Origin of the sequence: Streptomyces sp. NPDC018045 (assembly GCF_044327445.1) — a bacterium.
Classification (GTDB): Bacteria; Actinomycetota; Actinomycetes; order Streptomycetales; family Streptomycetaceae; genus Streptomyces.
Genome location: NZ_JBIRFL010000001.1, coordinates 45,852 through 61,745 on the forward strand (window position 1 = coordinate 45,852; position 15,894 = coordinate 61,745).

Annotated in this window: 13 protein-coding genes; 5 read left to right on the forward strand and 8 right to left on the reverse strand. The window is 72.3% G+C overall.

The window, feature by feature from the left end; translation table 11 throughout:
- Positions 1-302 precede the first annotated feature (302 nt).
- Positions 303-1,247, forward strand: a complete 945-nt coding sequence (locus ACH4EB_RS00220) for a hypothetical protein (RefSeq protein ID WP_398344972.1) — start codon at positions 303-305, stop codon at positions 1,245-1,247.
- A gap of 26 nt (positions 1,248-1,273) precedes the next feature.
- On the opposite strand, the gene ACH4EB_RS00225 is transcribed toward ACH4EB_RS00220, so the two are convergent.
- From ACH4EB_RS00225 to ACH4EB_RS00250, 6 genes are all read right to left on the reverse strand, one after another.
- On the reverse strand, positions 1,274-1,660 hold the full coding sequence (locus ACH4EB_RS00225; protein WP_398344973.1) for an MTH1187 family thiamine-binding protein: 387 nt from the start codon (positions 1,658-1,660) through the stop codon (positions 1,274-1,276).
- A gap of 60 nt (positions 1,661-1,720) precedes the next feature.
- A complete protein-coding gene (locus tag ACH4EB_RS00230; RefSeq protein ID WP_398344974.1) occupies positions 1,721-2,878 on the reverse strand; it encodes an MAB_1171c family putative transporter in 1,158 nt (385 codons plus the stop codon).
- Positions 2,863-3,432 carry a hypothetical protein gene (locus ACH4EB_RS00235; RefSeq protein ID WP_398344975.1) on the reverse strand — a complete coding sequence of 190 codons (570 nt, stop codon included), beginning with the start codon at positions 3,430-3,432 and terminating at the stop codon, positions 2,863-2,865. Before ACH4EB_RS00235 ends, ACH4EB_RS00230 begins: the two co-directional genes overlap by 16 nt.
- Before the next feature lie 243 nt (positions 3,433-3,675).
- Positions 3,676-4,086: a Rieske 2Fe-2S domain-containing protein gene (locus ACH4EB_RS00240; RefSeq protein WP_398344976.1), complete on the reverse strand. Its 411-nt coding sequence runs from the start codon at positions 4,084-4,086 to the stop codon at positions 3,676-3,678.
- 35 nt (positions 4,087-4,121) lie between these two features.
- Positions 4,122-5,570, reverse strand: a complete 1,449-nt coding sequence (locus ACH4EB_RS00245) for a sugar porter family MFS transporter (protein ID WP_398344977.1) — start codon at positions 5,568-5,570, stop codon at positions 4,122-4,124.
- 6 nt (positions 5,571-5,576) lie between these two features.
- Positions 5,577-6,611: a zinc-dependent alcohol dehydrogenase family protein gene (locus ACH4EB_RS00250; RefSeq protein WP_398344978.1), complete on the reverse strand. Its 1,035-nt coding sequence runs from the start codon at positions 6,609-6,611 to the stop codon at positions 5,577-5,579.
- Positions 6,612-6,786: 175 nt separating this feature from the next.
- Between ACH4EB_RS00250 and ACH4EB_RS00255 the strand changes: the two genes are divergently transcribed.
- Positions 6,787-7,794: a LacI family DNA-binding transcriptional regulator gene (locus ACH4EB_RS00255; RefSeq protein WP_398344979.1), complete on the forward strand. Its 1,008-nt coding sequence runs from the start codon at positions 6,787-6,789 to the stop codon at positions 7,792-7,794.
- A 38-nt stretch (positions 7,795-7,832) separates the two neighbouring features.
- Entirely contained in the window at positions 7,833-8,780 is a 948-nt protein-coding gene (locus ACH4EB_RS00260) for a carbohydrate kinase (RefSeq protein ID WP_398344980.1), read from the forward strand.
- A gap of 144 nt (positions 8,781-8,924) precedes the next feature.
- On the opposite strand, the gene uvrA is transcribed toward ACH4EB_RS00260, so the two are convergent.
- Both uvrA and ACH4EB_RS00270 read right to left on the reverse strand, forming a co-directional pair.
- On the reverse strand, positions 8,925-11,999 hold the full coding sequence (gene uvrA / locus ACH4EB_RS00265; RefSeq protein WP_398344981.1) for an excinuclease ABC subunit UvrA: 3,075 nt from the start codon (positions 11,997-11,999) through the stop codon (positions 8,925-8,927).
- A 465-nt stretch (positions 12,000-12,464) separates the two neighbouring features.
- Positions 12,465-13,139, reverse strand: coding sequence for a TetR/AcrR family transcriptional regulator (locus ACH4EB_RS00270; protein WP_398344982.1), 675 nt, complete (start codon positions 13,137-13,139; stop codon positions 12,465-12,467).
- A gap of 48 nt (positions 13,140-13,187) precedes the next feature.
- Here ACH4EB_RS00270 and ACH4EB_RS00275 point away from each other — a divergent pair, with 48 nt between their 5' ends.
- Both ACH4EB_RS00275 and ACH4EB_RS00280 read left to right on the forward strand, forming a co-directional pair.
- Positions 13,188-14,993 (forward strand): FAD-dependent monooxygenase, encoded by a 1,806-nt coding sequence (locus tag ACH4EB_RS00275; protein WP_398344983.1) that lies wholly within the window; start codon positions 13,188-13,190, stop codon positions 14,991-14,993.
- Between the two features lie 130 nt (positions 14,994-15,123).
- Complete coding sequence (locus ACH4EB_RS00280; RefSeq protein WP_398344984.1) at positions 15,124-15,894, forward strand: maleylpyruvate isomerase family mycothiol-dependent enzyme; 771 nt, start codon at positions 15,124-15,126, stop codon at positions 15,892-15,894.

The window sequence follows — 15,894 nt, forward strand, 5'->3', positions numbered from 1 at the left end:
AGGAGCGCATCCGGATGCTGGTCAGGAGCATCGGGTGTTGTCGAGAGCAGGTCAACACGCTTCAATGCGGGATGACATGGGGGTGTGGACGTCCGGTGCCGGGTGTGAACAGCCTGTGCCCGGCGTACTGCAGCGGACAGGCAGGGGCCGCGCACGGTGTGGAGTCCGGTTGTGAACGTTCACCGCGCGCGCCGGAGGGTTGGGCGATGACACAGCACACGGCACAGCAGACACCTCGTACACCTCTTGAACATCAGGAAGTACACGAGAAAAATCCGCACCAGACACCCCGGGAACACCCGGTGAACACCCCGGTTTCTCCCCACTTGGCCGAGCTGACGCAGATTCTGCGGACCGGCCCGTTCCACCTGGCCCTGCGCGCCGCCCTGGCCGCGCGCGGCCTCGCCCTGCACCGCGTCCAGCACAAGCTGGCGCAGCGCGGCATCAAGGTGGGCGTGACCAGCCTGAGTTACTGGCAACAGGGGGCACGGCGCCCGCAGCGCCCCGAGTCGCTGCGCGCCGTACGGGCCCTGGAAGAGGTCCTCGACCTGCCCGCGCACTCCCTGCACCGGCTGCTGGTCCCCGAAGGCGGCACGCGGACCGAGGCGACGGAGCGCCCCGCCGCCCGCTCCTACCGCTCGCTCTTCGACCCCTCCGACACCCTGCACGCGCTCCTCGCCGAGCTGGAGGCACCCGCGGACGGCGGTCTGCACACGGTCGGCCACCACGAATGGGTGTACATCGGGGCGGGCCGCGAGCTGAGCGCGCGCCGCTCCCTCCAGGTGATGCGGGCCCACCGGGACGGCGTGGACCGCTACATCGCCATCCATCAGGGTGACGCCGGCTGCGACCCGTCACGGGTGACCGTCACGGCCGGGGAGAACTGCCGTCTGGGACGGGTGCGCCGGCACGCGGCCACCGCGATGGTGGTGGCCGAGCTGCTCTTCGACGTCCGGCTGCGCACGGGCGACACCCACGTCTTCGGCCACACCTTCGAGGACGGCAGCGGCGGCCGGAGCGCGGAGTACGTACGCGGCTTCCGCTTCGCCGGCGGCCAGTACGTCCTCCAGGTGTGCTTCGACGAGGCCGCACTGCCGGTGCGCTGCCGCCGCTTCACCCGGACCAGGGCGGGCGCGCCGCGCGCGGGCCAGCAGGAACTGACACTGAGCGGGCAGCACCGGACCGTACACCTGGTGGAGCAGGGCGTACGGCCCGGGATCGTGGGGATCGGCTGGGACTGGGGGTGATCCGGGCGGCTGCCGTCCGGGGCCCGCTAGCGGCCGGGCCCCGCGCCGGTGGCCGGGACGCCCGACGCGTCGGCGTCCGCGGCGGCCGTACGGCCGTCCAGGGCGGCCGCGGCGGCCGCGTTGTCCGCGACGCGCCGCTCCAGCATCGAGATCTTGCCGTCGAGCGGCCGGTCCATCCCCGGCCACACGTCGGCCTTGATGCTGACCTGGACGCGCGGCACCCGGTCGGCGACGGCCTCGGTCGCGCGCTTGACGACGTCCATGACCTCGTCCCAGTCCCCCTCGATCATCGTGTACATGGAGTCCGAGCGGTTCGGCAGCCCGGACTCCCGGATGATCTTGATCGCGTCGGCGACGTACGCCGCGCCGTTCTCCTCCACGCCCATGGGCGTCAGGGCGAAGGCAATGAGCACGGTCTTCCTCTCCTCGTAGGGACATTCGGCCCGTCGGCGGCGGGCCGCGGCACGGCACCGTCACCCGCTGCCGACGTGTGCCGCCCGGTAGGCGCGTACCACGGGAGACCGGTAGGCATCCGCGATCCGCAGCAGGTGACGGACCTCCTCGCCGAGATCGCCCGCACCGGGGCCCGCGAGATTGGCCGTCTGCGCCCGTGGCTCCTCCCCGGTGCGCCGGGCGTGCAGGGCGGCGGCCAGCCAGCAGGCGGTGACGTGCGCGTCGGCCAGGTGCTCGGGGACGGCCTGCTCCCCCACGTGCCGGCGGACGCCGTCGAGGGTGTCCGGGGTGACGTAGTCCCGCAGCACGATCATCGCGTCACGGATCTCGATGACCCGCCGGTACAGGCGCAACTGGAGCGGCAGCACGGCGTCCCGCAGCCGGCCGCCCGACCCGAGGACCACGTCCGGGGTCACCGCCGTCAGCTCCCGCCACAGCACGGCCAGCCCCCGGTAGGAGGCGCGGTCCCGCCACATCCGCCGGCCCGCGGCCAGGACGGGCAGCGCCACGCCCGCCGCGATGAACAGCGCCTCGACGCCGGTGACCGGCGAGAACAGCGGGCCGAAGACCGGCGAACGGGTCTGGAGGTAACAGAGTTTGAGCACCCACAGGAGGGACGCCAGCAGGATGCCCGTACCGAACAGCCGCAGCCCGTACCGCAGCAGTCGGGGCGCGCCGGTACGGCCCTGGGCCCAGCAGACGCATCCGCAGGTGGTGTCGGCCGTCAGATGGAAGGCGAAGAAGACGTACCAGTAGGCGTCCGGCACGCTCGGGATGTCCGGCGAGGGGGTGATCTGGTTGCGCGCGTGCGGCGGCCCGGCCAGGTCGAGCGCGACGAGCGCGAGCATGACGGCGAGGGCGGCGCCGAACACCAGGACCGTACGGCGCTGCCGCCCCGCCGCCTGGAAGATGAACCACAGCACGGCGGCGGCGTCGACGATGCTGAACAGGTGCGTGGTCAGGTCGACCCAGTGGGCGCCCGGCACGAGGCGGGCCAGGACGGCGGTGACCGGCTCCAGGTGCATCGACATGGCCAGCGCGATCATCACGATGGCGAACCACAGGGGCCGCTGCGCCCGGTCCTTGAGGCCCTGTGGCGCCCGGACCACGACCACCGCCCACAGGGCGGCGATGCCGGCGTTCTCCAGCCAGGCGAGATCCGCTAACCGGGCGAGCACGGCGCCCCCGGGTGGCGGTCTTCCCGCGGGTCCGGACCGGACCGAGGGCCCGTGCCGGACCGCAGGCCCATCCCGGACGCCAGGCCGCCGAGCGTGCCGGACAGCAGCGTCGGCGCGGGCACCCGGCCGGCGCCCTCCAGGATCAGGCTGGCGATCATCTCCGCCTCCTGCTCCTGCCGGTCGGAGTAGCGGGTCCGGCCCAGGGCCCGCCGGATGGAGGCCGGGTCCGCGATGTCGATCTGCCGGAAGAGTCCGGTGTCCTCGACGGCCGTGCGGTGGTCGCAGACCAGGTGGCCGATCTCGTGGAGGATGATGTGCTCCTGGTGGAGCGGGCTGGTCTGCGCGTCGTAGAAGACGTAGTCACCCTCCTCGGTCGCCAGCCACATGCCCGTCGGCATCCCCAGCCCGGTCGGGGTGGGCAGGGTCATCAGCCGTAGTGGGCGGTGCCGGTCGGCGGCGAGCCGGGCGCACAGTTCCTGGGCGGAGAACGGCTCGGGCAGGGGTATCGCGTCGATCACGCGCCGGCAGCGGCGGCGCAGTCGCCTCCAGTGCATCGCGGGTGATACTCCATGACTCGTGGGTACAGGAGGGCACAGGACCCGGTAGCGGCGCCCGGTCATGCTGCCGCCGCCTGGTGGTGACACGAGGAAACCAGCACGACGACACCCCCTCGCGCGCCATCCGTGCAACGCGTCGTGCGATCGTAGATCTTCACCCGGCCCCCTGTCAGGCCCCCGCCCCCGAGCAGCCCGTTTCCGGCCAACCGCGCGGTGTGACGGTGCCCGGCGCCCCGCCCGTCAGCCGGCGATCAGCTTGCCGCCCTCGGCCTTGACGGGGACTTCCGGCAGCGGCTTCGAGGCCGGTCCCTGGATGACCTTGCCGGTCGTCACGTCGAACCGGCTGCCGTGGCAGGGGCAGTTGCCCTGGTTGCGCTCGACCTTGTCCAGCACGCACCCCGCGTGGGTGCACTTGGCGCTGAAGCACTTGAACCGGCCCTTTTCGGGCTGCGAGACCAGCAGCCGGTTCTCGCGGTACAGCTTGGCGCCGCCGACCGGCACCTCGGTGGCGGCGCCCAGCGTGACGGGTTCGGCGGGCGTCGCGGAGGCGCCGTCCGAGTCGCCGCCGGAGCAGGCGGCGACACCGAAGCCCGCCGCGCCGACGAGCGCGGCCCCGCGCAGCACGGTCCGGCGGGCGGGGGGCTGGCTCATGTCGTTCTCCCAGGTTTCCGGTCGGGGACGCGGCGTCACCGTGCGGCGTCGGCTCCCGACGATACCGGTACCGATCCGTCCGCTTCGGGGTGCCCCGACCGGCCCGCGCCACGGTCCTCCGGATGCCCCGACCGGCCCTTGAGGAGCTCCCGTTCGATCTCCTCCAGGCTGCGGCCCTTGGTCTCCGGCAGCAGTTTCCGTACGAAGACGAAGGCGGCGAACGTCGTCACGGCGAAGAACAGGAAGTTCACGCCGGCGCCCCAGGCCCGCAGCAGGGTCGGGAAGAGCAGCGAGACCACCATGTTGAACAGCCAGTTGAACATGACGCACAGGCTCACCGCGGCGGCCCGGATCCGCATCGGGAACAGCTCCGGCAGCATCACCCACTGCACCGGGCCCCAGGAGACGGCGAAGGACGCGATGTACAGGGCGATGCCGAAGAGGGTGAGGACGGACAGCGCCGCGCCGTACCCGAGCCCGGACAGGTTGGTGGCGGCCAGCACGAGCATTGCCGTACACATGCCGAGCGCGCCGTACCGGAGCAGCGGCTTGCGTCCCCTGCGATCGATGAGCCGCATGGCGGGCAGCGTCATCAGCATGTTGAGCAGCCCTATGCCGACGTTGGCGAGGATCGCGCCGTCGGAGCCGAAGCCGATGTCGGTGAGCAGCGTCGGCGCGTAGTAGATGATCGTGTTGATGCCGACGAAGTTCTGGAAGAAGACCAGCAGCATCCCGACGAGGAGGACCGGCCGCAGCCGGGGCGCCGCGAGGTCCTTGAGGGTCAGCGAGCGGGTCTCCGCCCGCTCGACGCGCTCGGCCTCCTCGATCTCGGCCAGTTCGGCGTCGGCCGCGCCGCCCGTGCCGCGCAGTCGCGTCAGCACCTGCCGCGCCTCGTCGCCCCGGCCCTTGCCGACCAGCCAGCGGGGGCTCTCGGGCTGGGTGATGATGCCGAGCGCGAGGATCGCCGCGGGCACCACGCCCAGGCCGATCATCCAGCGCCAGGCCTCGGCGCCGGCGAGCAGGTAGTCGGTGACGTACGCGAGGAAGATGCCGACCGTGACCAGGAGCTGCATCAGGGAGGTCAGCCCGCCGCGCAGGTGCTTGGGGGCCAGTTCCGTCAGGTACAGCGGTACGACGACGGACGCGATGCCCACGCCGGCGCCGATCACGAAGCGGAAGGCGATCAGCGTCCAGGGGGTGGTGGCCAGGGAGGCGCCGAGGGTGCCGAGGATGAAGACGGCGGAGGCGGTGAGGATCAGGCGGCGCCGGCCCCAGGAGTCGGACAGCCGCCCGGACAGGCCCGCGCCGAGCATCGCGCCGACCAGCAGGCCGGAGACGACCATGCCCTCCAGCAGCGGCGTCAGCGCGATGTCCTTCTTGATGAAGAGCATGGCGCCGGAGATGACGCCGGTGTCATAGCCCCACAGGATGCCGCCGAGGGCGCCGAAGACCCAGATCAGGGCGTTCTTGATGCGTGCGGGCACGGCGCGTCACCCCTGTCGCGCGGGGCGCGGGCCGGCCGTACGGGAGTCCTGCCGGGGCGCGATATGGATCTTGCGGCCGGCGCCGGCCCGGAAGCGGGCCACCGCCTCGTCGAAGTCCGCCAGCCCGAAGACGTCGCTGACCAGCGGGTCGAGGTCGAGTCCCGCCGCGAGTACGTCGATGGCGGGCTGAAAGCTGTTGTGGACGGCCATCGAGCCGATGATGTCGATCTCGTGGTGGTAGACGAGGTACGGCGAGAACTTCGCGGTACGGGCCGGGTCGGCGACGCCGAACTGGAGGAACGTACCGCCCTTGCGGACCCGGCCGAGGCCGTCCTCGATGGCCGGGACGGCGCCGGTCGCGTCGACGACCACCTCGAAGCCGGCCTTCCGGCCGAGCCGGTCGGCGCTGGTGACGGCGGCGTCCAGGCCGAAGCTCTCGGCGAAGGCCAGCCGGTCCTCGTTGAGGTCCACGACCGACACCGAGGCGGCTCCGGCGGTGCGCACCAGCGCGGCCATCATCAGGCCCATCGTGCCGGCGCCGTAGATCAGGTAGTGCTCGCCGGGGCGGCGGGGCAGCCGGTTCAGGCCGTGCACCGCGCAGGACAGCGGCTCGATCAGGCCCGCGGCGGCCTCGGAGAAGGACTCCGGGACGAGGTGGCAGCAGCGGGCGGGGACGGCGACCAGTTCGGCGAAGCCGCCCGCCTGGGTGACGCCGATCGCGCGGTAGTCCTCGCAGAGGTTGGCGCGGCCGATGCGGCAGTAGTGGCAGGCGCCGCACGGCAGGTTCGGGTTGACCGCGACGCGGTCGCCGACGGCGGGGCCGGTGACGCCCTCTCCCACGGCCACCACCTCGCCGGTCAGCTCGTGGCCGGGGACCAGCGGATAGGTCACGGCGGGCAGCTCACCGCCGAAGATGTGCATGTCGGTCCCGCACAGCCCGCAGGAGGAGACGCGCACGACGACCTCCGCGGGTTCCGGCCGGGGATCGGGGACTTCGGTCAGGGCGGTACGGCCCGGCTCGGTGACCACGACAGCGCGCATGGCGCCTCCTCACGTCTTCGTGCGGTGTTGCGGGTGTTGCGGGATGGGCGGCGTGAACGTAACCCGGGGGTAAACGTTTGCGCAAGCGTTTACGTCTAGGCTGTGATGGACTACGTACCGGCAGCCGGACCTCCTGCCGGCGAAACAGCGCGACGGACTCGGGGAGACGGACCGGATGACGACGATGGTCGATGTGGCACGGCAGGCGGGGGTCTCCGTGGCCACGGTCTCGCACGTGCTCAACGAGACCCGGCCGGTACGCCCCGACACCCGCGCCGCCGTCCTGAAGGCCATCGACGAGCTGGGCTACACCCACAACACGCTGGCCCGCTCCCTGGTCACCGCGCGCACCCGCTCCATAGGGCTCGCGGTCTCCGCGATCAGCAACCCGTACTTCACCGAGATCCTCCAGGGCGTCGAGGCCGGCGCCCTGGAAGCGGGCTACAGCCTGCTGATCGCCGATCCGCACGACGACCCCGCGCACGAGCAGAAGGTCGTCCGGCTGCTGCACGAACGCCGGGTGGACGGCATGATCGTCGCGCCGTCCGCCGAACCGGCGGGCATGGCCGGCTACCTCACTCGGCGCAAGGTTCCGGCCGTCTTCCTCGACCGGCTCGTCGGCGACGCGTACGACCAGGTCTGCGCCGAGAACACCGCCCCCGTACGGCAGCTCGTCGAGCACCTCGCCGACCTGGGCCACACCCGCATCGGGCTGGTGGCCGGGCTGCCCGGGCTGAGCACCACCACCGAGCGCGTCCAGGGCTACCGCGAGGGCCTGCGCGCCCGCGGCCTGCCCTTCGCCCCCGAACTGCTGGCGGGCGGTAACTCCGAGGCCGAGGGCGCCCAGGACGCCACCCGGCATCTGCTCGCCGCCCCCGAACCGCCCACCGCGATCATCACCGCCAACAACGCGATGACCATCGGCACCCTGCGCGCGCTGCGCGACCTCGGCCGCGACGTCCCCCGCGACATCGCGCTGGCCTGCTTCGACGACTTCTCCTGGGCCGACCTCTTCGCCCCGCGGCTGACGGCGATCTCCCAGCCCAGCAAGGAGATCGGGGCCGCCGCGGTCCGGCTGCTGCTGGAGCGGCTGGAGGAACCGGACCGCCCGCCGCGCACCCTCCGGCTGCCCTGTACGTACGTGCACCGCGACTCCTGCGGCTGCACCGGCGCCGGGCGCTGACCGCCCGCCCCTCCCCCCCCAGAAAGGCCAGGACTCTCGTGATCGTCGTCGCCGGCGAGGCCCTGATCGACCTCGTGCCCAGCTCGCAACCACCCTCCGGGGACGGGCCGTTGCCCGCGCTGCTGCCGCGCCGCGGCGGCGGCCCGTACAACACCGCGCTCGCCCTCGGCCGGCTCGGCTCGCCCGCCGCGTTCTGCTCGCGGGTGTCCACCGACACCTTCGGCGAGGAACTGCTGCGCGGGCTGCGGGCGGACGGGGTGGACACCTCGCTCGTCCAGCGCGGCACCGAGCCCACCACGCTGGCCGTCGCGGACATCAGCCCGGACGGCTCGGCGGGGTACGGCTTCTACGCCGACGGCACCGCCGACCGGCTGTTCGCCCTGCCGCCCGAACTGCCCGCCGCGGCTCGGGCGGTGTCGTTCGGCACCTGCTCGCTGGTCCTGGAGCCGGGCGCGAGCGCGTACGAGGCCCTGCTGCGCCGCTCGGCGGAACAGGGGATCTTCACGGCGCTGGACCCCAACATCCGCGCCGGGCTGATCGCGGACCCGGACGCCTACCGCGCCCGCTTCCGCTCCTGGCTGCCGCACATCACCCTGCTGAAGCTCTCCGAGGAGGACGCGGCGTGGCTGGCCGGCTCCCGGGGCGTCGCGGCCGCGGTGCGGGACTGGCTGACGGCCGGCCCCGCGGCGGTCGTGCTCACCCGCGGCGGCGACGGGCTGTCCGTGCTGACGCCGGACGGTGCGGAGTGCGTGGTGCCCGGCGAGCGGGTCGAGGTCGCCGACACGATCGGCGCGGGCGACACCGTGAACGCGGCGCTGCTGCACCGCCTCGACGCGCACGGTGCCCTCTCCCCCGCCGCGCTGGCCGCCCTGTCCCCCGCCGCCTGGCGCGACATCCTCGGCTTCGCGGCCCGCGCGGCCGCGGTGACCTGCTCCCGGCCGGGCGCCCAGCCGCCGTACGCGACGGAGCTGGTGGGGCCGGAGTGACGGGACACTGAGCGGCGGTCCGGGGCCGGGTTCCGGTACGGCGAACGGGCCCGGTAGGGCGAACAGGTCCCCATACGGCGAACGGGCCGCCGCCCCTCCCGCGTACGGGTGGGGCGGCGGCCCGTTCGGCTCGTCCGGCGGCGGTCAGGCCCGGCGGGCCCGCGTCGGCTTCTTGGCGGCCGTCTTGGCCGTCTTCTTGGCGGCCGCGGGCTTGGCGGCCGTCTTCTTGGCCGTCGCCTTCGTGGCCGTCTTCGCGGACGCCGTCTTGGCCGTCGCCTTCGTGGCCGTCTTCGCGGAAACGGTCTTCCTGGCCGGGGCCTTCGTCGCGGCGACCGTCTTCCTGGCCTTGCCCGCCACGGGCTGCTCCGCGTCGCTGACCCGGTCGCCCAGGATGTCGCGCAGGAACTTGCCGGTGTGGCTGGCGGGGATCGCCGCCACCTGCTCCGGCGTGCCTTCGGCGACGACCAGGCCACCGCCGTTGCCACCCTCGGGCCCCATGTCCACGACCCAGTCCGCGGTCTTGATCACGTCGAGGTTGTGCTCGATGACGATGACCGAATTGCCCTTGTCGACCAGGCCCGAGAGCACCTTGATCAGCTTGCTGATGTCGTCGAAGTGCAGACCGGTGGTCGGCTCGTCGAGGACGTAGACCGTCCGGCCGGTGGAGCGCTTCTGCAGCTCGGAGGCGAGCTTGACGCGCTGCGCCTCACCGCCGGAGAGGGTCGGCGCGGACTGCCCGAGCCGGACGTAGCCCAGCCCGACCTCGTCGAGCGTCTTGAGGTGCCGGGCGATGGTCGGCACGGCCTCGAAGAAGCTCAGCGCCTCCTCGATCGGCATGTCCAGCACCTCGGCGATGGACTTGCCCTTGTAGTGGACCTCCAGGGTCTCCCGGTTGTAGCGCGCGCCGTGGCAGACCTCGCACGGCACGTACACGTCCGGCAGGAAGTTCATCTCGATCTTGATCGTGCCGTCGCCCGCGCAGTTCTCGCAGCGGCCGCCCTTGACGTTGAAGGAGAAGCGCCCCGGGAGGTAGCCGCGGACCTTGGCCTCCATCGTCTCCGCGAACAGCTTGCGGATGTTGTCGAAGACGCCGGTGTACGTCGCGGGGTTGGAGCGCGGCGTACGGCCGATGGGCGACTGGTCGACGTGCACGACCTTGTCCACCAGGTCGTCGCCCGCGACCCGCACATGGCGGCCCGGCACCGACCGGGCGCCGTTCAGCTCGCGCGCCAGGTGGGTGTAGAGGATGTCGTTGACGAGCGTGGACTTGCCGGAGCCGGAGACGCCGGTGACCGCGGTGAGCACGCCGAGCGGGAAGGAGACGGTGATGTCGCGGAGGTTGTTCTCCTTCGCGCCGTGCACCGTGAGCTGCCGCTTCGGGTCGGCGGGCCGCCGTACCCCGGGCGTCACGATGGCCTTCTTGCCGGACAGGTACTGCCCGGTGACCGACTCCTTGTTCGCCAGGAGTTCCTTCATCGGGCCGCTGTGCACGACCTTGCCGCCGTGCTCGCCGGCGCCCGGGCCGATGTCCACGACCCAGTCGGCGACCTTGATCGTGTCCTCGTCGTGCTCGACGACGATGAGGGTGTTGCCCATGTCGCGCAGGCGCACCAGCGTCTCGATGAGGCGGTGGTTGTCGCGCTGGTGCAGGCCGATGGACGGCTCGTCGAGCACGTACAGCACGCCCACCAGACCGGAGCCGATCTGGGTGGCGAGCCGGATGCGCTGGGCCTCGCCGCCGGAGAGGGTGCCCGCGGCGCGGTTGAGCGAGAGGTAGTCCAGGCCGACGTCGACCAGGAACTTCAGCCGCTCGTTGACCTCCTTGAGGACCCGCTCGGCGATCTTCTTCTCGCGGGCGTCGAGCTTCATCTCGCGCAGGAAGTCGGCGCAGTCGCTGATCGACATGGCCGAGACCTCGGCGATCGAGCGGCCCTTGACCGTGACCGCGAGGACGATCGGCTTCAGGCGCGTGCCCTCACAGGTCGGGCAGGGCACCTCGCGCATGTAGCCCTCGAAGCGCTCGCGGCTGCTGTCGCTCTCCGCCTCCTGGTGGCGCCGCTTGACGAACGGCAGGGCGCCCTCGAAGGCGGTGGTGTACGAGCGCTCGCGGCCGTAGCGGTTGCGGTAGCGCACGTCGATCTGGGTGCGGTGGCCGTTGAGGACGGCCTTCTTGGCGCGCTGCGGCAGTCCGGCCCACGGGATGTCCGTACGGAATCCGAGGGCGTCGGCGAGCGCGCCGACCAGGCGGCCGAAGTACTCCTTGCTGTGGCCGTGCGACCAGGGGTGGACGGCACCCTCGTCGAGGGACTTCTCCTCGTCCGGGACGATCAGCTCGGGGTCGACCTCCATGCGCGTACCGATGCCGGTGCAGTCCGGGCAGGCGCCGAAGGGCGAGTTGAAGGAGAACGAGCGGGGCTCCAGCTCCTCGAACGACAGGTCGTCGTACGGGCAGTACAGGTGCTCCGAATACATCCGCTCGCGCTGCGGGTCGTCCTCGTCCAGGTCGACGAAGTCCAGGATGACCATGCCGCCGGACAGACCGAGCGCGGTCTCGACGGAGTCGGTCAGCCGCCGCTTGGCGCTGTCCTTGACGGTCAGGCGGTCGATGACCACCTCGATCGTGTGCTTCTCCTGCTTCTTGAGCTTCGGCGGGTCGGAGAGCTGGATCGTCTCCCCGTCGACGCGAGCGCGGCTGTAGCCCTTGGTCTGGAGGTCGGAGAAGAGGTCGACGAACTCCCCCTTGCGCTCGCGCGCCAGCGGGGCCAGCACCTGGAAGCGGCTGCCCTCGGGCAGCTCCAGGACCTTGTCGACGATGGCCTGCGGTGACTGCCGGGCGATCGGGCGCCCGCACTCGGGGCAGTGCGGCTTGCCGATGCGGGCGAACAGCAGGCGGAGGTAGTCGTAGACCTCGGTGATCGTGCCGACCGTGGAGCGCGGGTTGCGCGAGGTCGACTTCTGGTCGATCGAGACCGCGGGGGACAGGCCCTCGATGAAGTCCACATCGGGCTTGTCCATCTGCCCGAGGAACTGCCGTGCGTAGGAGGAGAGCGACTCGACATAGCGACGCTGCCCCTCGGCGAAGATCGTGTCGAAGGCGAGCGAGGACTTGCCCGACCCGGAGAGCCCCGTGAAGACGATGAGGGAGTCCCGGGGGAGGTCGAGCGAGACGTTGCGCAGGTTGTGCTCGCGAGCGCCACGGACGATGAGACGGTCGGCCACGCCGGTCGGCACCTTTCTGGAGAGAGGGGCAGGAGGCCGCGACTCAGCCGGCACGGCCCGTTTCGACGGCGGCCGGGCGGCCCGGTCGTCCGGGCGCCGAGCCGGTGGGCACGGAAGCTGAGCGGAGCCCCCGCCCCAGGGTATGGGGGCCGCCGCGGCGATGTCTTATTGATGCCACACACGAGCCTATAGCACGCGCATTCGAATTACGGTCGTCATCGACCCGCTTCACCCGAACGTGTGGCCGCTTCTTGTCAACACTCGGCGACCCGGCTCTCTTCCTGCCGATCATCGACAGGCCCCACCCACCTTCACCCACGCCTCTCCGGCGCCCCCGGTTCCCTCTCTCACCGGGGCCGCCGGGGCGGAAATCGGCACCGGGGGCGACGGTGTCCGAAGTCACGGCCGGGGCAGCCGCGTCCGGGTTCCGGGCAGCCCCCTCGCCCTCCCCGCTGATCGCCCGCCCTACACCACGCGCGACAGCACTTCGAACGCATGCCGCAGCAGCTCCCCCTCTTCCGCGGCGATCTCCTCGACCGGGACACCGGCGAGCTGCCGGCGGATGACCGTCGCGTACACGGAGCGGTACGCGGCCACGGTCAGCGCCGCGGCCAGCCTCGGCCGGTACTCGTCCGGCCCGGCTTCCCCGGCCTCCGCGAACAGCCCGGTGAGCGTGGCCTCGAACTCCTCCATGGCCTCGCGCCCGCGGGCCAGCAGGGCCGGCGACTCCACCAGCACCTGCCACCAGTGGCGGTCCCAGAACCCCACACCGGCGAGCGGGTGCCCCTGTTCCAGCAGGCCGAGCGCGAGGCGGTGCAGCGCCTCCAGCGGCCCGACGCCCGCGTCCCGCTCGCGTACGGCCCGCGTGACCAGCTCGAAGATCTCGGGGACCCGGTCGAGGAAGAGGTCTTCCTTACGGGGGAAGTAGTTGAAGACCGTCATCGTCGAGACCTCGGCGGCGCGGGCGATCTCGGCGACGGTCACCTGGTCGAAGCCGCGCTCGACGAAGAGCCGGGTGGCCTCGCCGGAGATCCGCTCGCGGGTCCGGATCTTCTTCAGCTCCCGCAGGGAGAGCCCGTCACCGTCCGCGACCGCCCGGCCGCCGCCGCTCCGTCCGCCGTTGTCCGCACCATCAGCCATGACCAGAATTTTAGCCGAAACAAAATTTTAGTGACTACAATCTGCTGCATGGATCTGAACCACACCAGGGGAACCGGTTCCCGGACGGACGTGCTGATCGCCGGCGCCGGACCCGTCGGCCTGATGCTCGCCTGCGAACTCGCCTTGCGCTCGGTGCGGGTGACCGTGCTGGAGCGCCTGGCCGAAAGGGACGAGACGATCAAGGCGGGGGGCATCAACACGCCCTGCGCGGAGGCCTTCTACCGCCGCGGGCTGCTGCCCGTGCTCGCCGATGTCCAGAAGGAGGCCATGGGCCGGTTCCACTCCTACATGCGGCAGCGGACGGCGGCCGGGGCGAGCGCCGTCCGCCCGGCGCCGAAGTTCGCCGGGCACTTCGCGGGCATCATGCTGCACCGCGACGCCCTGGACGAGTCCGATCCCGACCTGCACCGCGCCGGACCGGCCGGTGAGGTCGGGTTCGTACCGCAGCAGGCGCTGGAACGGCTGCTCGCCGAACGCGCCGCCGAACTCGGCGTCGACGTGCGCCGGGGCGTGGAACTGACCGGCTTCGACACGGCCGCGGACGGGGTGACGGCGCACGTCCGCGCGGTCGCGGGGGCCGATGACGCGGACGGCGGGACGCTGCGCGCCGGCTGGCTGGTGGGCTGCGACGGCGGGCGCAGTACGGTTCGCAGGATCGCCGGGTTCCCCTTCCCCGGCACCGAACCGGAGATCACCGGCCGGCAGGCGCTGGTGGAGATGACCGGTACCGAACAGCTCGGCATGGGCTGGAACGAGACGGAGCACGGGATCTACACCCACGGCCCGCTCCCCGGCCGCATCCTCACCGTCGAGTTCGACGGTCCGCCCACGGACCGCGACGCCCCCATCACCCTGGACGAGCTGCAGACCAGCCTGCGCAAGGTCTCGGGGGCCGACGTCACGGTCACCGAGGTGCACACCGCCACCCGCTTCACCGACAACGCCCGGCAGGTCCCCGAATACCGCCGCGGCCGCGTCCTGCTGGCCGGTGACGCGGCGCACGTGCACTCGCCGTTCGGCGGCCAGGGGCTCAACCTGGGCATCGGGGACGCGATGAACCTGGGCTGGAAGCTGGCCGCGACGATCCACGGCCACGCCCCGGAGGGGCTGCTGGACACCTACACCGCCGAGCGGCACCCGATCGGCGCGTGGGTGCTGGAGTGGACCCGCGCCCAGATCGCGCTGATGCGGCCGCAGCCGCACGCCCGCGCGCTGCGCAAGGTGGTCACCGAACTGTCCGGCACGGTCACCGGCACCACGTACTTCGCCAAGAAGATCTCCGGGGTGTGGCAGCGTTACGACCTGCCCGGCAACCACCCGCTGACCGGCCGCAGCGCCCCCGACCTGGAACTCGCCGACGGCACCCGCCTCGGCGGCCACCTCCACGACGGACGCGGGCTGCTGCTCGTCCTCACCGACGACCCGGAGACGGCCGGGCGGGCCACGGAGCACGCCGCCGGGTACGAAGGACGGGTGCGCGTGATGACGGGCCGCTGCCCGAGCCGACCGGACCTGGCCGGGCTGCTGGTGCGGCCGGACGGGTTCACGGCTTGGGCGGCCGGTACGGACGCAGGGCTGGACGGGGCCGGGGTAGCGCCCACGGCCTGGAACGGACAGGCCGGAGAAGCTGCCACGGTCCGGAGCGGCGAGGCCGCTGCGGACACGGCGCGGAGCGCGGAGGCGGCCTGCGGGGATGCCGCCCGTGCCCGTACGGGCGCCGTGGCGACCGCCACCCGAACGGCAGCGGCAGCCACCTGCACGGAGGACGAACTGACCGCACTCGGCGAGGCCTTGCGCCGCTGGTTCGGCGCTCCTGACGGGTCGGCCGGGTAACGGCCGCGGCCCCGACCGTCCCCCTCACGGGGCCGGTCGGGACCGCCTCACGCCCCGTACGCCGCCCGCGTACGCCCGGATCCGTGCGGGCCGACTCCCGCAGACGCCAAGGCGGCGCTAGCTTCGGACCATGACCGACAACGTGCCCGACTCCGCGCCGGGTTTCGCACAGGACACCGCCTCCGTCCGCGAGGCGACCGACCGACTGCTCGTCGACGTGGGCAAGTTGGACGACGAGGCGATCGGAGAACCGTCACTGCTGCCCGACTGGACCCGCGGCCACCTGCTCGCCCATGTCGCGCGCAACGCCGATGCCCTGGTCAACCTGCTGACCTGGGCGCGTACCGGCGTCCGTACCCCGATGTACACGAGCGCCGAGGCCCGGGACGCCGACATCGCCGAAGGCGCCGACCGGCCGCTCGCCGTGCACCTGGACGACCTGCGGTCCAGCGCCGAGCGCTTCGACGCGGCGGCGGCGGCGCTGCCGCCCGCCCGCCACCGGTTCGAGCTGGAGATGCGCAACGGCGTCCTCGAACGCGCCGACCGGCTGCCGTTCCGCCGGCTGGCCGAGGTCGAACTGCACCGTATCGACCTGGGCGTCGGGTACGGCATCGAGCAGCTTCCGGCCGCCTTCGTCGACGCCGAACTGGCCTTCCTGACGGGCAAGAAGTTCGCGGGGCACGTCGACGTACCGGCCGTGGAACTGCGCACCCCCGACGGGCGGCGGTGGCGCACCGGCCATACGGACCACACGGGCGCGGTCACGGAGGACACGGGTGACGTGCCGTACCTGGTGGTGTCCGGGTCCCCCGCCGAACTGGTCGGCTGGCTCACCGGACGGGCCAAAGGCACCGGACTCGACACCCGGGGCGGCCCCCTTCCGGCCCTCCCCCCGCTTTAG

Bases quoted from the DNA above. Each gene is read 5' to 3' on its own strand.
- ACH4EB_RS00235 (WP_398344975.1), bottom strand. From the start codon at position 3,432: ATGCACTGGAGGCGACTGCGCCGCCGCTGCCGGCGCGTGATCGACGCG.
- ACH4EB_RS00240 (WP_398344976.1), bottom strand. From the start codon at position 4,086: ATGAGCCAGCCCCCCGCCCGCCGGACCGTGCTGCGCGGGGCCGCGCTC.
- ACH4EB_RS00250 (WP_398344978.1), bottom strand. From the start codon at position 6,611: ATGCGCGCTGTCGTGGTCACCGAGCCGGGCCGTACCGCCCTGACCGAA.
- ACH4EB_RS00255 (WP_398344979.1), top strand. From the start codon at position 6,787: ATGACGACGATGGTCGATGTGGCACGGCAGGCGGGGGTCTCCGTGGCC.
- ACH4EB_RS00270 (WP_398344982.1), bottom strand. From the start codon at position 13,139: ATGGCTGATGGTGCGGACAACGGCGGACGGAGCGGCGGCGGCCGGGCG.
- ACH4EB_RS00275 (WP_398344983.1), top strand. From the start codon at position 13,188: ATGGATCTGAACCACACCAGGGGAACCGGTTCCCGGACGGACGTGCTG.
- ACH4EB_RS00280 (WP_398344984.1), top strand. From the start codon at position 15,124: ATGACCGACAACGTGCCCGACTCCGCGCCGGGTTTCGCACAGGACACC.